The organism is Georgenia halophila (assembly GCF_039541595.1).
The window spans coordinates 206,618-221,929 of sequence record NZ_BAABGN010000009.1 but is presented as its reverse complement, the minus strand read 5'-3'; the positions used below and the strand labels follow the sequence as shown (position 1 = coordinate 221,929).

Sequence of the window (15,312 nt, the reverse complement as noted above, 5' to 3'; positions counted from 1 at the left end):
CCCGTCAGGGGACCAGCTGCGCCGCGTGGCGGCCGGCCGCCGCGGCCGCCAGGAACGCGGCCGGGTCCTCCTCGAGGCCGCGACCCATCGTCGAGAGCCGCACCGGGCTGGCGCGGAGCTGATCGTCCAGCCCGCCGGTCGAGACCGGCACGAGCCGGTGGATGCCCGACGGCGCACCCAGCGGCTCCGCCTCGTCGCGGACACGGGCCCCGAACCCGGCCGGGAGCCGAGGCTCCATGTCACCACCGTCGAAGCTCGGCACCACGACGTCCGCCGGTGCCAGGGCGACGCGCCCGTACGCGGTGAGCGAGTGGTGGCTCACGCCCCGGTGCCGCTCGCGAGGGTCGGCGCCGGAGACCCGGAGCGAGGCCACCGGGCGCCCGCCGAGGGTCGCCGCGGCGTTGACCGCCTCCCCGCAGCTGGTCCCGGAGAACCCCCACCGGGTGCCCGTGCCGAGGTTGCCCGGTCCCTGCGCGACGACGGTGACGTCGGCGTCGAGGACCAGGCGGCACGCCAGCAGCCCGGTGTGGAGGTTGACGCACTCCAGGTCGCCGCCGAAGGCCTGCCCGACCGTGACCGAGCCGCCCAGCCATCCCGACTGGCGCAGCCCCGTGAGCGCGCGGGAGAACCACGCGGGCAGGGCTCCACCGTCCGTCATGACGTAAGCCACCCGCAGGCCCGGGTCCACGGACCGCACGCCGGCGATCACGGCCGGCAGCGCCGAGTGCAGGTCCGCGACCACGACGGGCATGCCGTCGATGCTGTCGGCGTCCCGCAGCAGCTCGTGGTGCTCGGACTCCTGCTCGTCGACGCCGAGCACCATCGTCTGCAGAGGTGTGTACCGCGCCTTGACCAGGTGACCCGGACCGACCGGCGGGTCCGCCGGCAGCCGGTCGGGGAGCGCGACGACCATGGCCCAGCCGCCCGTGCCGAGCCCGCGCGCGAGCGTGGCCGCGGAGAGCAGCACGCGGTCGCCGACCTGCGGGTCACCGACCACGGGGACGTAGGCCAGCGCGTTCAGGTGCGTCCCGGCCGGCACGGCACCATCCGGCCGGTCCGCGTCCGGCACGGCCGTGACCTCGACCTCGAGCCCGACCGCCTGCCCCCACGACGCGCCTCGGGCGCGCACCACCCCGTCCCGCCAGATCATCACGGGCGCCACGGTACCGGCGGGGAACACCGCACCGAGCGGCCGAGCGACGCCCCACCTGCCGACTCGCTGTGGCATCATCGCCGCAGAGCAAGCACGTGCTCCGGGGTCGGTGAAATTCCGAGCCGGCGGTGACAGTCCGCGACCCGGCCGCCCGACAGGGCGGACGGTGGACCTGGTGGAACTCCGGGACCGACGGTGAGAGTCCGGATGGGAGGAAGCACGTGGCGCCGGCGACAGCCGTCGGTGCCATGCGTCGCCGCGACCCCTCCCACCCGGCTGCCGTGCCGAGAGGCAGGAGGGCCGCCGTGGTCACGAGCACCGTCACCACCACCACCAGCACCGTGCGTGCGCGCGCCGAAGGTCACGCGCTGGACCGGGCCGTCGAGCTCGCCGAGCGGGGCCCGATCGCCGGGGGCAACCCGCGGGTCGGCTGCGTCCTGCTGGATCCCACCGGCGCGGTCCTCGGGGAAGGCCTCCACCTCGGCGCGGGCAGCCCGCACGCCGAGGCCGTCGCCCTGAGCGCCGTCCCGGCGTCGCGGCGGGCCGAGCTGTCCGGTGCCACCGCGGTCCTCACCCTCGAGCCGTGCCACCACCACGGCCGCACGCCACCGTGCTCCCAGGCCCTGCACGACGCGGGTGTGACCCGCGTCGTGCACGCCGTCGCCGACCCGGACGAGACGGCGGCCGGCGGGGCGGCCTGGCTCCGTTCGGTCGGCGTCGAGGCCCTGACGAGCGCGGACGCCGGCATCGCCCCGGCCGCCACCGCACGTGCCGAGGAGCTCACCCGTTCGTGGGCCGCCGCCGTACGTCGTCGCCGGCCCTGGCTCGTCGCCAAGACCGCCACCAGCCTCGATGGCCGCGTGGCCGCCGCCGACGGCACCAGCCGATGGATCACCGGCCCGGCTTCGCGTGCCCATGCCCACTCCGTCCGTGCCGACACCGATGCCGTCGTCGTGGGCACCGGCACGGTCGCCGCCGACGACCCCGCGCTGACCGCACGCGACGCGGACGGGCCGCTCGCGGAGCAGCCGCTTCGCGTCGTCGTCGGCGAGCGGGACGTGCCGCCGGCCGCCCGGCTCCGCCGGGGGCCGGGGCAGTGGCACCACGTGCGCACCCACGACCTCACCGCGGTCCTGGAGGAGCTGTACGGGTTCGGGGCACGCCACGTGCTGCTCGAGGGCGGCCCCACCCTGCTCGGCGCCGCCCTGCGGGCCGGCCTGGTCGACGAGCTGCACGCCTACGTCGCACCGGTGCTGGTCGGCGGCGGCACCGCCGCGGTCCGCGACCTCGGCGTTACCACGATCACCGACGCGCTGCGTTGGCGCACCGTCAGCACCCAGCGCCTCGGTGACGACCTGTTCCTGATCGCCCGACCGGAGGGAGCGCAGTAGATGTTCACCGGACTCGTCGAGGAGGTGGGCACCGTCGGCGGCCGGCAGGACACCGGCGGCACCGGCGTCCTCCGGATCGACGCCACCACCGTCACCGAGGAGCTGCGCGTCGGCGACTCGGTGGCCGTCGCCGGCGTGTGCCTCACCGTCACCGGCCACGACGCGCGCGGCTTCACCGCCGACGTCGTGCCCGAGACCCTCGCCCGCACCACGCTCGGCCGGCTCGCCTCGGGCACCCGCGTCAACCTCGAGCGCGCGGTCCAGGCCGGCGGACGGCTCGGCGGGCACATCGTCCAGGGGCACGTCGACGGCGTCGCCACCGTCGCGGCCCGCGCACCGGGCGCCCGCTGGGACGACGTCGACCTCGACCTGCCCGGCCCGCTCGCCAGGTACGTGGCCGAGAAGGGCTCGGTCGCCGTCGAGGGCGTCTCGCTCACCGTCGCCCTGGTCGACGGCGCCCGGTTCGGTGTGTCGTTGATCCCGAGCACCCTGGCGGCGACGACGTTGGACTCCCTCGCCGTCGGCGACCCGGTGAACGTCGAGGTCGACGTGGTCGCGAAGTACGTCGAGCGGCTGGTGACGGCATGACGGCGGCACACACGCACGGTCGGACCGGGACGCACGCCGAGGCGCGGACCGCGGCGGTCGCCGAGGCACTCGGCGAGCTGCGCCGAGGGCGGCCGGTGCTCGTCGCCGACGATCACGACCGCGAGGACGAGGTCGACGTGGTCCTCGACGCCGCCACGGCCACGGCCGAGTGGGTCGCCTGGACGGTGCGCCACACCTCGGGTTACCTCTGCGCGCCGATGCCGGCCGGCCGCGCCGACGCCCTCGAGCTGCCGCTCATGGTGCCCGCGAGCCAGGACCCCCGGCGCACCGCCTACACGGTGACCGTCGACGCGGCCGACGGTGTCGGCACCGGTATCTCGGCCGCCGACCGCGCCCGCACCCTGCGTGCCCTCGCCGCGCCCGACGCCGGACCGGCCGACCTGATCCGTCCCGGCCACGTGGTCCCGCTGCGCGCCGTGGACGGCGGCGTCCGGCGGCGGGCCGGCCACACCGAGGCCGCCGTGGACCTGTGCCGTCTCGCCGGCACCGGAGAGGTGGCCGGCATCGCCGAACTCACCAACGACGACGGCACGATGATGCGCCACTCGGACGCCGAACGGCTCGCCGCCCGCGACGGTCTCGCGCTCATCACGGTCGCCGACCTCGCCGGCTGGCTGCACACCCACGAGCCGCACACCCACCAGCCGCACGCCCACCAGACAGGAGAAGCCTCATGAGCGGTACCGGAGCACCACGGACGACGGCGGACGGGACGGGCCTGCGGGTCGCCGTCGTCGCCGCGCAGTGGCACGCCACGGTGATGGACGGCCTCCTCGCCGGTGCCGAGCGTGCCCTCGCCCGTGCCGAAGCGACGGCGCAGGTGGTGCGGGTGCCCGGCTCCTTCGAGCTGCCGGTCGCCGCCGCGGCCGCCGCCCGCGCGGGTGCGGACGCCGTCGTCGCCCTCGGCGTGGTCGTGCGCGGCGAGACCCCGCACTTCGACTACGTCTGCCGGGCGGCCACCGACGGGCTCACCCAGGTGGCCGTGATCACCGGCGTGCCCGTCGGTTTCGGCGTGCTGACAGTCGACGACGAGGCCCAGGCGCTCGCGCGCGCCGGGCTCGCCGGATCCACTGAGGACAAGGGCGCGGAGGCCGCCGAGGCGGCCATGGCGACCGCCGTCGCGCTCCGCGACCTGCGCGCCTGAGACCGGGGGGTCGCCACGCCAGCTAGCGTGGTGGGGTGGCTCAGCGTGTGGAGGCGGCGGAACGGCTGCTCGATCTCGTCATCGCGCTGTCGCACACCCGCCGCTGGATGACCAAGCAGGAGATCAGGGCGCGCGTGCACGGCTACGCCGACGCCACCAGCGACACCTCCTTCGAGCGGATGTTCGAGCGCGACAAGGACCTCCTGCGGGAGATGGGCGTCCCGCTGGTGGTCGAGCACGACCCCGTCCACGACGACGACGTCGGCTACCGCGTGGACCCGGCCGGCTACGCGCTGCCGCCCGTCTCGTTCACCCCCGCCGAGGTCGGCGTCCTCTCCCTGGCCGCCGAGTTGTGGCAGGACGCCACCCTGCGTTCCTCCGCCCGCCGCGGCGTCACGAAGCTGCGTGCTGTGGGGCCCGCCCCGGAGCCGGGCGCGCACGCCGGTCTCGCCCTGCGGGTGCGCGGCCCCGAGGCCGCGTTCGCGCCGATCCTCGACGCCGTCGACGACCGCCGAGTCGTCACCTTCACCTACCGCGCGGCCAGCACCGGCCAGGTCACGCGCCGCACCGTCCAGCCGTGGCGCCTGCTGAGCAGCGGTCGAGGCTGGTACCTCGTCGGCCACGACGTCGACCGGGCCGCGCCCCGAGCCTTCAGACTCTCCCGGATCCAGGGCCGGGTCCGGGCCACCGGACCCAGGGGTGCGTTCGAGGTCCCCGACGACGTCGACGTCGCCGGACTGGTCGCCGTCGCCTCGCCGCGGCCCGGCACCGCACGCCTGGCGGTGCTCTCCGGCCGTGCCGCCGCCCTGCGGGCCCGGGCGACGGTCGCGGAGCCGCCGACGGAGAGCCCGGAGAACGAGGGCCCGCTGGCGGACCGCGACATCGTGGACCTCCCGTACGCCGACGCCGAGCTCGTGGCCGAGGAGATCGCTGCCTACGCGGGCTCCGTGCTGGTGCTCGACCCTCCCGAGCTGCGCGACGCGGTCCTGCGGCGCCTGCGGGCCGTGGCTGCGCTCGACGTCGACCCGGACGTCGTCGACCCGGACGTCGACCCCGATATCGACACGGCCGGTCCGAGGATGGGGGAGGAGCACGATGGCTGAGCCCATCGCGGAAAGACTCACCCGCCTGCTGGCACTGGTGGCCTACCTCAGCGAGCACCCGGGCGCCGCCGTGCGTCAGGTCGCCGAGCACTTCGGCATCACGGAGGCGCAGGTCCTCGCCGACGTCAACCTGCTGTGGGTCACCGGCACGCCGGGGTACCTGCACGACGACCTCATCGACTTCTCGGCGGACGCGCTCGACCACGGCGTCCTCACGCTGACCGAGGCGCGCGGCATGGACCGGCCGCTGCGGTTGTCCAGCTCCGAGGCGCTCGCCCTGCTGCTGGCGCTGCGCTCGCTGCGCGAGCTGATGACCGACCAGCCCGGCCTGGAGCGGGAGCCGGGCGCTCTCGCCTCCGCCATCGACAAGCTCAGCAGCGCCACCGGGAGGGCTGCCGAGCAGGCCGCCTCCGTCCAGGTGCGCGTGCGACAGGAGGCCACCACCGGGGAGGCCGCGGCGGTGGCGTCACGGCTGGCGACCGTCCGCGGCGCCATCGAACGTGGCCACCGGCTGCACCTGCGGTACGTCTCGGCGGCCGATGTCGTCACCGAGCGTGACGTCGACCCGGTCGAGGTCCACTCCGACGGCGTGACGTGGGCGCTGCGCGCATGGTGCCGCCGCGCGCTCGGCGCCCGGACGTTCCGGCTCGACCGCATCCTCGAGATCGTCGAGCTGGACACCCCCGCCGAGCGGCACCCCGACCTGGAGTGGGAGACCCCCCGGTTCGGCAGCGAGGGCCGGCTCGTCACCCTGGAGCTGGCCTCGACCGCGCGGTGGGTGAGCGAGTACGTCCCCGTCGAGAACGTCGGGGACCTGCCCGGCGGGACGTACCGAGTGGTCCTGCGGGTCTGGGACCAGGCTTGGGTCACCAACCTGCTGCTCTCCCTCGGTGACTCCGTCCTCGCCGTCTCCCCGTCGGAGCTCGCCCGCGAGGTCGCCGGCCGTGCGCGCCGGGCGATCGAGGAGTACGACCACCTACGCTGAGCGGTGTGTGGTGGGTCCTGTGGGTGATGCTCGTGCTCGCGGCGGCCGGTGCGCTCGTGCTGCTCGCCCTGAACCTGTGGCGGCGGTCGAAGGCGATCGGCCGCGAGATGCGCGAGCTCTCGCGCGCCCTGGAACGGCTGGGCACGGCGTCCGTGGGCGAGCATGGCCGGCACCGAAGCGCGCAGACCACGTACCTGCCCGGTCCGGTGCGGGACGCGGCCACCCTGGCGGCCGCCCGGGCGACGCGTGAGCGGGTGGCGGCCGAGCGGGACGAGGCCCGGGGCGCGCGCCTGGCACGGGCCGTGACGCGCTGGCGATCGGTCGGTCTGGTCGACCAGAAGGCTTGACGGGCCGGTAGCCTGGTGAGAACGGACCAGGTCTACTGGTCAATGGCGTTATCCTCGTAGTACGACCTCTCACGACCGAAGGTGGATCGATGCTCCGCAACGGCCTGCAGCCAACGCACATCCTCATCCTGGTGCTGGTGATCGTCCTGATCTTCGGTGCGACCAAGCTGCCCTCCATCGCCGAGAACATCGGCAAGTCGCTCAAGGTGTTCAAGAAGGAGGTCAAGGAGCTCCGCGACGACACCGACGTCAGCGGCGAGTCGGGCGCCACCAGCTCCTACACCGCCACCGGCGGGCAGCCCCCGCAGCAGGGCAACGGGACGTACGACCAGCGGCCCCCAGACTCCGACCGGACGTCCTCCGGCGCGTCAGGTGCCGCCGAGCACCCGACGGCGAGCACGCCGCCGAAGTCCTGAGAGGTGGGCGCCACGAGCGCCCCGCCACGGAAGGCCAATCCCGACGGGCGCATGCCTCTCGGTCAGCACCTCCGTGAGCTGCGCAAGCGCATCATGCTCGCCGGTGCCGGCATCGTCGTCGGCGCCATCGGTGGCTGGATCCTCTACCCGCTGCTGTTCGAGCAGATCGCGGCACCGGTCAACCACGTTGGTGGAGACCTGAACTTCACCACGGTCGGCCAGGCGTTCGATCTGCAGATCCAGGTCGCGCTGCTCCTCGGGGTGTTCCTCAGCTGCCCGTGGTGGATCGCTCAGCTGTGGATGTTCGTCACCCCGGGCCTGACCCGCAGCGAACGCCTCTACTCCATGGCGTTCGCCGGCGCGGGGGCGTTGCTCTTCGTCGGTGGCGGAGCACTTGCGTGGTGGGTTCTGCCGCACGCGGTCGAGATGCTCGCCTCTTTCACGCCGGAGGGCGGCGCCAACCTGTTCACGGCGCGCGAGTACTTCGCGTTCTTCACCAAGGTCATCCTCTTCTTCGGGGTCGCGTTCCTGCTTCCCGAGGCCATGGTGGGCCTCAACTTCCTCGGCGTGGTCCGCGCCGCGACGTTCCTCCAGGCCTGGCGCTGGGCCGTGGTTGCCGCGTTCGCGTTCACGGCGATCGCCAACCCACTCCCGGACGTGTGGTCCATGATCATCATGGGCGGGTCCCTCTCGGCGCTGTTCTTCCTGGCCGTCGGCGTCTGCTTCCTGCACGACCGGGGCGCCGACCGTCGCAAGGCCACGGCGACCGCCGAGACCGCGGCGGACGAGTAGGCGACCGGCTGGTAACGACGTGAGGGAACCGGTGCGTGGCCCGGCCGCGCCCGGAGCGGCCGGTCGTGTCGGCGTCGTGCTCAACCCGACGTCCGGCAAGGGCCGTGGCCTGAAGGTCCGCGAGAAGGTGTTCGACGGCCTGGCCGCCGACGGGTTCACCGTCCACGACCTCTCCGGCACCGACCTGCCCGGTGCCACCGCGCGGGCGCGCACCGGCCTGACGCTGGGGCTGGACGCGCTGGTCGTCGTCGGCGGCGACGGCATGGTGCACGCCGGTGTCAACGCCGTGGCGGGGACCGGTGTGCCGCTCGGCATCGTCTCCGCCGGTTCCGGCAACGACATCGCCCGCGACCTCGGGCTGCCCGTGCACGACGTGCCTGCGTCCCTCGCCGTCATCCGGGAAGGTCTCGCCGCGCGCCGCAACCGCGGACGCGGGCCCGACGGCGAGGGTGTCCGGATGCTCGACGCCGTGGCCGTCTCCCGGCCCGGCGGCGCCGTCGACCACTGGTACCTCGCCGTGCTGTCCTGCGGCATCGACGCCGCCGTCAACGCCCGCACGAACGCCATGTCGTGGCCGCCGGGCGGCGCCCGGTACGTCCGTGCGCTCCTCGCCGAGCTGCGCACGTTCCGGCCGTTCGGGTACCGGGTCACCATGGACGGCGAGGTCTGGGAGTCCGCCGGCACACTCGTCGCCGTCGCCAACACCCGGTGCTTCGGCGGTGGGATGCGCATCGCGCCCGACGCCGTGCCCGACGACGGGCTGCTCGAGGTGGTCCACGCCGAAGGCCTGACCCGCGGCCAGCTCATGAGCGTCTTCCCCAAGGTCTACCGCGGCACCCACGTGTCGCACCCGGCCGTGCACGTACGCCGCGCACGCTCCGTCCTCATCGAGCCGTTGCCCGCGCTCGGCACCATGCCGCCCATGGCCTTCGCGGACGGCGAGCCGCTGGCCGAGCTGCCGCTCCAGTGCGACCTGCACCCACGTGCGATCGGGGTGCTGGCACGTACGCTCGGGGCATGAGCTCGCCGGCTGAACGCTATGCAGCATTCCGCCGCCGAAAACAGGCGGAGGCCACGGAGTTCACGGCCTTCCGCGAGCGGCTCGGCTTCGAGCTGGACGCCTTCCAGGTGCAGGCCTGCGAGGCCGTCGAGTCCGGCCACGGGGTCCTCGTCGCTGCCCCGACCGGGGCGGGCAAGACGGTGGTGGGCGAGTTCGCGGTCCACCTGGGGCTGGTGACCGGCCGCAAGGCGTTCTACACGACGCCGATCAAGGCGCTGAGCAACCAGAAGTATCTCGACCTGGTCGCCGTGCACGGCCGCGACCACGTCGGTCTGCTCACCGGCGACACCTCGATCAACGGCAACGCGCCCGTCGTCGTCATGACCACCGAGGTGCTCCGGAACATGCTGTACGCCGGCTCGGACACGCTCCAGGGGCTGGGCTTCGTCGTCATGGACGAGGTGCACTACCTGGCCGACCGGTTCCGCGGGCCGGTCTGGGAAGAGGTGATCATCCACCTCGACCCGAGCGTCCAGGTCGTCTCCCTGTCCGCGACGGTGTCCAACGCCGAGGAGTTCGGCGAGTGGCTCACCCTGGTTCGCGGGAACACCGAGGTGGTGGTGACCGAGACGCGGCCGGTACCGCTGTGGCAGCACATGATGGTGGGCAGCCGGCTGCACGACCTCTACAGCGCCCACGTGGACCCGACCGACGTGGGGCCCGACCCGCCGCTCAACCCCGACCTGCTCGACGCGATCCGCGGCGCCCAGCGCACCGGTTCGGCCAAGGACTCGCCCGGCCGCGGACGCGGGCACGCCGGCACCGGACGCGGGTCGGGGCGGCGCGGCGGCGGCCGCGGTGGTCACGGCGGCCGGTCCCGCCACCAGGCCGGTCGGCACGGCCGGGGAGGGAACCCGCGCTACTCGGCGCGGATACGGCCCGCGCCACGCCCGGTCGTCGTCGAGCGGCTGGACCGGGACGGGCTGCTGCCCGCCATCGTGTTCGTGTTCTCCCGGGCCGGCTGCGAGGCTGCCGTCCAGCAGCTGGCCCGCTCGGGCATCCGCCTCACCACCGCGGCCGAGCAGCGCCGCATCCGCGAGATCGCGGAGCGCGCGGTGGCCGGCATCCCGCCGGAGGATCTGGCCGTCCTGGACTACGACACCTGGTCCCTGGCCCTCGAGCGGGGCGTCGCCGCCCACCACGCCGGGCTGCTGCCCGTGTTCAAGGAGGCGGTCGAGGAGCTGTTCACCGCTGGTCTCGTCAAGGTCGTGTACGCCACCGAGACCCTGGCGCTGGGCATCAACATGCCCGCGCGGTCCGTGGTGCTCGAGCAGCTCGTCAAGTGGAACGGCAGCGCCCACGTCCAGCTGACGCCGGGGGAGTACACCCAGCTCACCGGTCGGGCCGGCCGGCGCGGCATCGACGTCGAGGGCCACGCCGTCGTGCTCTACAGCGACGAGATCGACCCCGTCGCGGTCGCGGGGCTGGCGTCGCGGCGCACCTACCCGCTGCGCTCGGCGTTCCAGCCGACCTACAACATGGCGGTCAACCTCCTCGGCACGATGTCGCGGACCAGTGCCCGCGAGGTCCTCGAGTCCTCCTTCGCCCAGTTCCAGGCCGACCGCGGCGTGGTGGGGCTCGCCCGCCAGGCACGCCGGCACGCCGAGGCGGTCGAGGGGTACTCCGAGGCCATGCAGTGCCACCTCGGCGACTTCACCGAGTACGCCGAGCTGCGACGCCGCCTCAAGGAGCGGGAGGCGGACGCCTCGAAGGAGCACGCGGCCGACCGGCGGCGCGCCGCACGCGGCACGCTTGCCGGGCTGCGCCGCGGCGACGTCGTGGCGTACCGCCGAGGCCGGCGGACCGCGCACGCCGTCGTCCTGCAGGCCACCGAGATCCTGGAGGGGCCTCAGCTCGAGGTCCTGACCGACGAGCGCCAGCTGCGCACGCTGACCTCGGCGGAGGTGCCGCACGGTGTCGAGAACGTCGGCCGGGTGCGTGTGCCCAAGAACCTCAACCCGCGCAACCCGGCCCAGCGCCGCGACCTCGCCTCCACCCTGCGCAACGCCCTCGCCGAGGGGCGCCTGACGATGAGTAAGGGGCCGTCCCCCCGGAGCGGCGGGTCGGGGCCCTCAGGACCCGACGCCGACATCACCGAGCTGCGCCGGCAGATCCGCGCCCATCCCTGCCACGGGTGCGCCGAGCGCGAGGACCACGCCCGGTGGGCGAACCGGTGGGAGAAGGCCAAGACCGAGCACGAGAACCTGCTCGCCCGGATCGAGAAGCGCACCGGCACCATCGCCCAGGACTTCGACAAGGTGTGCGCCGTGCTGGCCGAGCTCGGCTACCTCGCCGAGGAGGACGACCGCACCGTCGTGACCGAGGCCGGGAAATGGCTCGGGCGGGTCTACGCCGAGAAGGACCTGCTGCTCGCCGAGTGCCTGCGCTCCGGTGCCTGGGACGAGCTCTCGGCCGCGGAGCTCGCGGCGGTCGTGTCCACCGTGGTGTACGAGGCACGCTCGCCGGAGGCCGGCGGGGTCGGTGCCCTGCCGGGTGGTCGTCACGGCATGCTCGGGCAGGCGTTGTCCGCCACCGTGAGCCTCTCCAACGACCTCTCCGAGCTCGAACGCCTGCACGGCGTCTCGGTGACGGCACCCGTGGATCCCGGTCTCGTCTCCGCCGTCCACGTGTGGGCCACCGGTGCACGACTCAGCGACGCCCTCGACGTCGCCGAGCTCGGGGCTGGGGACTTCGTGCGCTGGTGCAAGCAGATCCTCGACGTGCTGGACCAGCTCTCGGTCGCCGCCCCCAGCGCCGGTCTCGCCGTCCGCGCACACGAGGCGATGGGGCTGGTGCGTCGCGGGGTCGTCGCCTGGTCCAGCGTGTGACGTGCGTGACCGCCGAGACCACACCCAGTCACACTGGCCACGACACGCCCTGCGACACGCCGGTGACCTGCGCCTCGCCACGATCCGTGACTCCGCGCTGACCAGCCGGTACGCCGATGACCTGCACGATCGAAGGGTTGTCGATGGGGCGTCACCAGCGCTACGTTCGTTACCTGTTTCCCCCGCCGGCCGGCATCGAAGACGGTTCGCTGTTGTGCTCGGACCGGTTCTGCGGGATCAACAGTGACAAGGCCCGCGTGCTCGTTAGATAACGGCTGGTTCGCCCTCGGGCAGCCATCCGGACCGAGGGGCACGCGGGCCTGTCGTATCTCCTAAACTCACGTGGTGCCCCCTACCGTCCCGTCCCGTTCGTGGACGCTGCTGCTCGCCGCCGCCGGGGGCCTCGCCACGGATACCGCGTTCCCGGGCAAGTCATGGTGGCCGATGGCCTACGTGGGGATCGCGCTCCTGCTGCTCGCGCTGCGCCGCGACTCCGTCCCGTGGGGCTGGTTCGTCGGCTGGGTGTGGGGTCTCGGCTTCTTCCTGCCGCACCTGTGGTGGGCGAACCATGCCGTGGGCGAGCCGATCGGGTGGGTGGCGCTGTCGCTCGCGGAGGCGGCCGTGGTGGGCTGCTTCGGTGCCGCGGCCGTGCTGGTCCGCCGCGCTCCGTCGATCCGTGGGCGCCCGTGGGCCCAGGTGCTCGCCGTCGCCGTCCTGTGGGTGGCGGCGGAGCAGCTGCGGGCACGATGGCCTTTCGAGGGTTTCCCGTGGGGTCTGCTCGCGTTCTCGCAGACCGAGGCGCCGTTGTTGCGGCTGGCCTCCGTGGGCTCGACGGTGGCCGTCAGCGGCGTCGTCGTCGTCATCGGAGCGGCGCTGGCGCACGCCGTGACGCGGCTGCGTCGCCTGCAGGTCGGTGGCGCCAGTGCCATGGTCCTCGTGGCGGCCGCCTGCACGTTCGGGCCGTGGCTCATCCCGCTCGACACGCAGCCGGAGAGCGGCAGCCTGCGGGTGGGTGCCGTGCAGGGCGGTGTGCCCGAGGCGGGAGCCGACGCCACGTATCAGGCCCGCGATGTCACCGCCAACCACGCCGCCGGCACCGAGGCGCTCCTGGAGGAGGTCGCGCCGGGCGAGCTCGATCTCGTGCTGTGGCCCGAGAGCTCGGCCGACATCGACCCGCGCACCGACCCCGACGTCGCTCAGATCGTCGACCAGGCGGCTCGCGCCGTCGAGGCCCCCATCCTGCTGGGCACCCAGCGGTATCTGCAGGATCCCGAGGACCCGGAGCAGCGAGTCCGGTACAACGAGCTGATCCTTTGGCAGGCCGGCAGTGGAGCGGCCGAGGACCTCGTCTACGCCAAGCAGCACCCGGTGCCCTTCGGGGAGTACATGCCGCACCGGGACTTCTTCCGGACGTTCACCGAGGCCGTCGATCTGATCACCGTCGACATGGTCGCCGGGGACGAGATGGGTCTGCTGAAGGTGCCGGTCGAGCGCATGGACCGTGCCGTCCCGATCAGCGTCGGCATCTGCTTCGAGGTGGCCTACGACCAGCTCATCCGTGAGTCGGTCGTCGCCGGCGGGGAGCTGATCGTCATCCCGACGAACAACGCGTCGTTCGGGATGACGCAGGAGTCGACGCAGCAGCTGGCGATGTCCCGGTTCCGCGCCGTCGAGCACGGGCGGGCGGTCGCCCAGGTCTCCACCGTGGGTGTCAGCGGCATCATCACGCCCAACGGGGTGTACACGGACACCACCGAGCTGTGGACGGCCGAGCAGATGGTGGAGACCATGCCCCTGCGGACCTCGCTGACGCTCGCCGACCGGCTCGGCCAGTGGCCGGCACTGGTGACGGGTGCGCTCGCCGCCCTCGGCGTGCTCGCCGGGGTCGTGGGATCGCTGCGCCGCGCCGGACCCGGCGGGGGAGGCGCTCGGACGGGTGGGTCCTCGGGCGGCAAGCGTTCCGGCGGCTCACGCAGGGGTCCGTCGGGCAAGCCGTCCCGCGGATCCAGCTCGCGCGGCGCCGGCTCACGGGGCAAGGCCGCCGGCCGTGGTTCGCGCGGTGGCGGCTCGCGCCCGAAGGCCAGCTCCCCGGCTCCGCGCACGAAGACGTCGGGGTCCCGGGGCCGGCGCCGGTGACCGGCGTGCGGACGGTGGTGCTCATCCCCACCTACAACGAGCGGGACGCCCTTCCGGACGTGCTGCGCCGGACCCGGGCGGCGGTGCCCGACGTGGACCTGCTCGTGATCGACGACGCCAGCCCGGACGGCACGGGCCGGATCGCCGACGACGCGGCTCGTGAGGACGCGGCGGTGAACGTGCTGCACCGGGCCGGGAAGGAGGGTCTGGGCCGCGCGTACGTCGACGGGTTCGGCTGGGCGCTGGAACGCGGGTACGAGGCCGTGGTGGAGATGGACGCGGACGGCTCGCACCGTCCGGAGGATCTGCCCCGGCTGCTCGCCCGTTCTGCGGAGCTCGACCGCCCGGACCTGGTGCTCGGCTCGCGATGGGTGCGTGGGGGAGAGGTGATCAACTGGCCGGGCCATCGCGAGCTGCTCTCCCGCGGCGGCAACGTCTGGGTCCGCCTGGTCCTCGGCCTGACCGTCCGGGACGCCACGAGTGGCTTCCGGGTCTTCCGAGCCGACACGCTCGCTCGTCTACCGCTGGAGGACATCGAGTCCCAGGGTTACTGCTTCCAGGTCGACATGGCTTGGCGCGTGCAACGCTCGGGCGGGCTCGCCGTCGAGGTCCCCATCACCTTCGTCGAGCGCGCCGAAGGGCGGTCGAAGATGAGCCGCGCGATCGTCGTCGAGGCGCTGGTGCGGACCACCGCGTGGGGGTTGGCCTATCGGGGCCGGCAGCTGGCCGGCCTGCTACGCAGGTGAGTCGCCGGCCGGATGCCGATCCGTACGACGGAAACGGCCCGCCAGCACGACGGAACGGCCCGCCCGGTAGCACCGGGCGGGCCGTGAAGTCGGTTTGGGGCGGTCAGGCGCTGCGGCGGCGAAGCTCGCCGCTGCGCAGCATCTCGAGCCGCTCCTCGAGAAGGGACTCGAGCTCAGGGATCGAACGCCGCTCCAGGAGCATGTCCCAGTGGGTGCGCGGCGGCTTCACCGGCTTCTTCGGGTCCGGCTTGGTGGCATCACGCAGGAGCGCCTCCTTGCCGCAGACCTTGCACTCCCAGACCGGGGGCAGCTCGGCGTCGACCGAGAACGGCAGGCTGAAGCTGTGCCCGTCCGGGCAGCTGAAGTCCGCGCGCATCCGGGGGGCCAGGTCGACGCCCTCTTCCGACTCCATGCTGTTGGCGCCGATCTTCATGCCGCGTAATGAGCGTTCCGCCATGAGCATCTCCCTCGCTCGTTGGTCCGTCAGGCGCGTGCCGTTCGGAACGTGGGTGCCGTACAGGCACACCACCCGCTGGTGTTTCCGACGAGTACAACGAGCGGACACTTGCCGGTGTTCCAGCGTTCCCTGCCCAAAATTGTGA

Annotated in this window: 14 protein-coding genes, 1 pseudogene and 1 riboswitch; of the genes and pseudogenes, 13 read left to right on the top strand and 2 right to left on the bottom strand. The window is 73.5% G+C overall.

The window, feature by feature from the left end:
* Nucleotides 1-4: 4 nt before the first annotated feature.
* On the bottom strand, nucleotides 5-1,153 hold the full coding sequence (locus ABD907_RS11420; protein ID WP_345216377.1) for a DUF3866 family protein: 1,149 nt from the start codon (nucleotides 1,151-1,153) through the stop codon (nucleotides 5-7).
* Between the two features lie 93 nt (nucleotides 1,154-1,246).
* Nucleotides 1,247-1,376, top strand: a riboswitch (FMN riboswitch).
* An 82-nt stretch (nucleotides 1,377-1,458) separates the two neighbouring features.
* On the opposite strand from ABD907_RS11420, the gene ribD reads away from it, so the two are divergent.
* From ribD to ABD907_RS11355, 13 genes and pseudogenes are all read left to right on the top strand, one after another.
* Nucleotides 1,459-2,544: a bifunctional diaminohydroxyphosphoribosylaminopyrimidine deaminase/5-amino-6-(5-phosphoribosylamino)uracil reductase RibD gene (gene ribD / locus ABD907_RS11415; RefSeq protein ID WP_345216376.1), complete on the top strand. Its 1,086-nt coding sequence runs from the start codon at nucleotides 1,459-1,461 to the stop codon at nucleotides 2,542-2,544.
* Nucleotides 2,545-3,132: a riboflavin synthase gene (locus tag ABD907_RS11410; RefSeq protein WP_345216375.1), complete on the top strand. Its 588-nt coding sequence runs from the start codon at nucleotides 2,545-2,547 to the stop codon at nucleotides 3,130-3,132.
* Nucleotides 3,129-3,782: pseudogene (gene ribB, locus ABD907_RS11405) on the top strand (3,4-dihydroxy-2-butanone-4-phosphate synthase); the annotation flags it as partial. The gene ABD907_RS11410 and the pseudogene ribB, both read left to right, overlap by 4 nt.
* Before the next feature lie 44 nt (nucleotides 3,783-3,826).
* Nucleotides 3,827-4,297: a 6,7-dimethyl-8-ribityllumazine synthase gene (gene ribH, locus ABD907_RS11400; protein ID WP_345216374.1), complete on the top strand. Its 471-nt coding sequence runs from the start codon at nucleotides 3,827-3,829 to the stop codon at nucleotides 4,295-4,297.
* A 35-nt stretch (nucleotides 4,298-4,332) separates the two neighbouring features.
* Complete coding sequence (locus ABD907_RS11395; RefSeq protein WP_345216373.1) at nucleotides 4,333-5,400, top strand: helix-turn-helix transcriptional regulator; 1,068 nt, start codon at nucleotides 4,333-4,335, stop codon at nucleotides 5,398-5,400.
* Nucleotides 5,393-6,385, top strand: a complete 993-nt coding sequence (locus ABD907_RS11390; RefSeq protein WP_345216372.1) for a helix-turn-helix transcriptional regulator — start codon at nucleotides 5,393-5,395, stop codon at nucleotides 6,383-6,385. Before ABD907_RS11395 ends, ABD907_RS11390 begins: the two co-directional genes overlap by 8 nt.
* Nucleotides 6,386-6,390: 5 nt before the next feature.
* Nucleotides 6,391-6,732: a hypothetical protein gene (locus ABD907_RS11385; RefSeq protein ID WP_345216371.1), complete on the top strand. Its 342-nt coding sequence runs from the start codon at nucleotides 6,391-6,393 to the stop codon at nucleotides 6,730-6,732.
* Nucleotides 6,733-6,821: 89 nt separating this feature from the next.
* Entirely contained in the window at nucleotides 6,822-7,148 is a 327-nt protein-coding gene (gene tatA, locus ABD907_RS11380) for a twin-arginine translocase TatA/TatE family subunit (protein ID WP_345216370.1), read from the top strand.
* Nucleotides 7,149-7,199: 51 nt separating this feature from the next.
* Nucleotides 7,200-7,940 carry a twin-arginine translocase subunit TatC gene (tatC, locus tag ABD907_RS11375; RefSeq protein ID WP_345216369.1) on the top strand — a complete coding sequence of 247 codons (741 nt, stop codon included), beginning with the start codon at nucleotides 7,200-7,202 and terminating at the stop codon, nucleotides 7,938-7,940.
* Between the two features lie 19 nt (nucleotides 7,941-7,959).
* Complete coding sequence (locus tag ABD907_RS11370) at nucleotides 7,960-8,961, top strand: diacylglycerol/lipid kinase family protein (protein WP_345216368.1); 1,002 nt, start codon at nucleotides 7,960-7,962, stop codon at nucleotides 8,959-8,961.
* The gene (locus tag ABD907_RS11365) at nucleotides 8,958-11,828 is read left to right on the top strand and encodes a DEAD/DEAH box helicase (protein WP_345216367.1); all 2,871 of its coding nucleotides are present in this window, start codon (nucleotides 8,958-8,960) and stop codon (nucleotides 11,826-11,828) included. Before ABD907_RS11370 ends, ABD907_RS11365 begins: the two co-directional genes overlap by 4 nt.
* A gap of 345 nt (nucleotides 11,829-12,173) precedes the next feature.
* Entirely contained in the window at nucleotides 12,174-13,964 is a 1,791-nt protein-coding gene (gene lnt, locus ABD907_RS11360) for an apolipoprotein N-acyltransferase (protein ID WP_345216366.1), read from the top strand.
* Nucleotides 13,961-14,710: a polyprenol monophosphomannose synthase gene (locus tag ABD907_RS11355; protein WP_345216365.1), complete on the top strand. Its 750-nt coding sequence runs from the start codon at nucleotides 13,961-13,963 to the stop codon at nucleotides 14,708-14,710. Before lnt ends, ABD907_RS11355 begins: the two co-directional genes overlap by 4 nt.
* A gap of 103 nt (nucleotides 14,711-14,813) precedes the next feature.
* Here the strand turns inward: ABD907_RS11355 and ABD907_RS11350 are convergent, their stop codons facing one another.
* Nucleotides 14,814-15,167, bottom strand: coding sequence for an RNA polymerase-binding protein RbpA (locus ABD907_RS11350; RefSeq protein WP_345216364.1), 354 nt, complete (start codon nucleotides 15,165-15,167; stop codon nucleotides 14,814-14,816).
* Nucleotides 15,168-15,312: the final 145 nt, after the last annotated feature.